This is a genomic window from Aneurinibacillus migulanus (genome assembly GCF_001274715.1).
Lineage (GTDB): Bacteria > Bacillota > Bacilli > Aneurinibacillales > Aneurinibacillaceae > Aneurinibacillus > Aneurinibacillus migulanus.
This window is the reverse complement of record NZ_LGUG01000021.1, coordinates 1-2,856: the sequence shown is the minus strand read 5'-3', so window position 1 is coordinate 2,856 and position 2,856 is coordinate 1. Positions and strand designations below refer to the sequence as shown.

Sequence of the window (2,856 nt, the reverse complement as noted above, 5' to 3'; positions counted from 1 at the left end):
GGTACGCACACATTTATTGGTTGGCGACCAGTCCTTGAGATTTTAAACGCTGTGCCTACTCTTACACTTTCAACTCAGAATAATGTCACATTATCCGAAGGAAGTGTCTTGCCGATAACTGGTAGCGCATCAGACCCTGACAACGGCGATGTGTTAACTGTTAAATACAAAATCAATAGCGGCACAGTCCGAAACATCGCATCAGGCGTTGTCAATGGCACGCCTCTTTCTTTTGCCAAAAACCTAACGTTCAGCGGTAAACGGCTCCGTGACGGTACTACAGAGGTCACCGTTGACTTGGCTGAAAATGTAGACCATACGCTTACGGTCTGGGCAGAAGATGACAAAGGTGGAAAGTCATCGGAAGTCATACGTAAATTCCGTGTCATTCATAACCGTCCACCCGTTATCTCCGGTACGAATGAGGATTTAGGAACGATTCAGGCGATACCATCTAAAACCTATACCGTGACCGAACCGGAAGGGGACGCCTTTACTGTTACAGAAAAAATCAACGGCAAGGTCATACGCTCTTTCGCAGGCGTAGCCGGACAGGAAAACACCATTACCATTCCGTATGACCTTTGGATACGACTGCAACCAGCGACGCAGCATACTCTATCCATCGAGGCGACCGACAGTAAAGGCATGACATCAGTGCGGACCTATACGTTTGTTCGGAATGAAACGAAACTAGAATTCAAGCTAAAGAATCCATTTGTCACCGATATTGCCGCCAAAAGGATTCTTGTCACCCTTGATGCAGTGGTACCGAACGGGGCAACAATGAAGATAGAAGCATGTAACAACGCCTTTGACGCCTCCCCTACCTGGGAGGATATAACGAATCATGTCCGATTTAATCGCGGCTTTCTTTTTACGAATGCGGAAAAGACAGCTGATAAATGGGGCGTTGACATACGATTTGTGTTTGAAAAAGGAACAGCCACGAGTCAGGTTATTGTCAATGGATTTGGGGGTGCGTTCGATTGATCATCATCAATGAAAAGCCATTATCGCAAATCGAGAAAGAGCGTGAGGAAGAAAAAGCGCCGTTGGTTAAGATGAGTCAAGATTTAGCTACTTTAAAACTTAGTAACATACAAAAGGATGAAATCATACAACAACTTGAACAAGACCTCGCTCGGGAAAAACAGCGGAACAAAGATAATGGCTTTGCCATTATGGAACTGTACGAAGCGCTTGACGCGATGCAAAACGGAGGACAATAACATGTCAGTTGCAAAAGTCTATGTAAATGCTATAAAAGACGGTGATATTCAAATCACTGATGTTCCAGAAAGCATTCAAGACAAAGTAAAGGAGCTACTGAAGGAAGATGAGAGCTAAACTCGCTCGTCTTTTCTTATCGGTCGCTCTTTTTCTTTTGAAAGGGGGTGATACGATGTTTCCACGTATTGCGGTGATTTATGTGACGTTCATTATCGATCAGGAAATCAGTTACGCTGACGTACCGGCTACATTGAAGCCAGAAGTCAAACGTCAATTAGAACTATTAGGTTGCGGTGATCTGGCTACAGAAACTGCGTAAGCGCTTCTCGATAAAGAGAGGCGTTTTTATTTTGGGAGTTGCATATGCAGCTCCCTTTTATTGTTTCCCTCGAAAGGGGGTGAAAGAGAGGAATGAGGATGAAAAAAATAGCCCTTGGGTTAGGGATTGCCTCCACGGTTGTGTTACTGGGGATGAATATAAGAGAGGTAGCCTTTAAAGCGGGATTGGCTTCCGTTGCGCTATATCTCTTCGGGGGATGGTCGCAATTGTTAGATGTACTTATGTTTATGGTGATTGCAGATTATGCAACGGGTATCGGCGCCGCTTGTGTAGAGAAGCGTTTATCTAGCGCCATAGGCTTCCGACGTATTCCAAAGAAGCTATTTATCTTTCTGGCCGTGGCTGCCGCACATAAAGTTGATTTAGCCCTAAATTCCCCCGGTTTCTTCCGTAACATCACGATTTACTTTTATATCGCAAACGAAGGGCTATCCATGCTAGAAAATATGGTCCGATGCGGGATGCCTGTACCGCCCCAATTACGTAGTGCTCTACTCCAACTCCGCAAACGTTCAGAAGAAGAAAAACAACCACCAGACACGCCGGATCGACCTGCGATGTAAGGAGAGGATACCAAATGGAGCCACAAGCATTTATCAGCAAAATCAAAGATGCTGCAATTGAGGAAAACAAAAAGGTCGGGATTCCGGCCTCTCTCACAATTGCCCAGGCTATTCTTGAAACCGGATGGGGAGAATCAGAGTTGGCGAAGAAGGCCAACAACTTATTCGGCCTCAAAGGTACTGGTCCAGCTGGTACATACGAAAAAGAATCGCCTGAGTATCGGAACGGTAAGAAAACAACAGAAAAGTCTATTTTCTGTAAATACAACTCTTGGGGAGAATGCATTAAATGCCGTTCAGAACGCTTGTTAACTCCCCGGTATGCAAAGGTTATCGGCACTGATTGGCGGGCGGCCTGTGTCGAGGTATGGAAAGCCGGCTATGCTACCGACCCAACGTATCCAGATAAACTGATGAACATTATTCAGCGGTATAAGTTGTACCAATATGACAAGGGGGAATATAGAGTGAGTAAATTAGTTTTGATTGATCCAGGGCACGGAATGCCGGACCCCGGAGCATGTGGAAATGGACTGCAGGAACATGAACGTGCCTTTGCCTTGGCACAATTAGTCGGCAAGGTACTAACCCGGCACGGAGTAACGGTACTCTTTACCCGGAATGGTGAGCGGTCGCTATCGAGTGCAACAAATTTAAAAACAAATAAGAATGAGGATTTAGCAGCAAGGCAAAGGTTTAGTAATAGCAAGGCGACAGACT

The 2,856-nt window shown here is 45.4% G+C and carries 5 protein-coding genes and 1 pseudogene; all 6 read left to right on the top strand.

Annotated features, from left to right (window positions below; genetic code table 11):
- A pseudogene (locus AF333_RS36600) lies at positions 1-993 on the top strand (DNRLRE domain-containing protein); the annotation flags it as partial.
- Positions 990-1,232 carry a hypothetical protein gene (locus tag AF333_RS31345; protein WP_043063291.1) on the top strand — a complete coding sequence of 81 codons (243 nt, stop codon included), beginning with the start codon at positions 990-992 and terminating at the stop codon, positions 1,230-1,232. The pseudogene AF333_RS36600 and the gene AF333_RS31345, both read left to right, overlap by 4 nt.
- 1 nt (position 1,233) lies before the next feature.
- Entirely contained in the window at positions 1,234-1,350 is a 117-nt protein-coding gene (locus tag AF333_RS37125; protein WP_254786514.1) for a CD1375 family protein, read from the top strand.
- 55 nt (positions 1,351-1,405) lie between these two features.
- Positions 1,406-1,552 (top strand): hypothetical protein, encoded by a 147-nt coding sequence (locus AF333_RS34275; RefSeq protein ID WP_158502252.1) that lies wholly within the window; start codon positions 1,406-1,408, stop codon positions 1,550-1,552.
- 98 nt (positions 1,553-1,650) lie between these two features.
- Positions 1,651-2,136 carry a phage holin family protein gene (locus AF333_RS31340; RefSeq protein ID WP_235356552.1) on the top strand — a complete coding sequence of 162 codons (486 nt, stop codon included), beginning with the start codon at positions 1,651-1,653 and terminating at the stop codon, positions 2,134-2,136.
- A gap of 14 nt (positions 2,137-2,150) precedes the next feature.
- On the top strand, positions 2,151-2,856 hold a 706-nt coding region (locus tag AF333_RS31335), incomplete at its 3' end, for a glucosaminidase domain-containing protein (protein WP_053432799.1).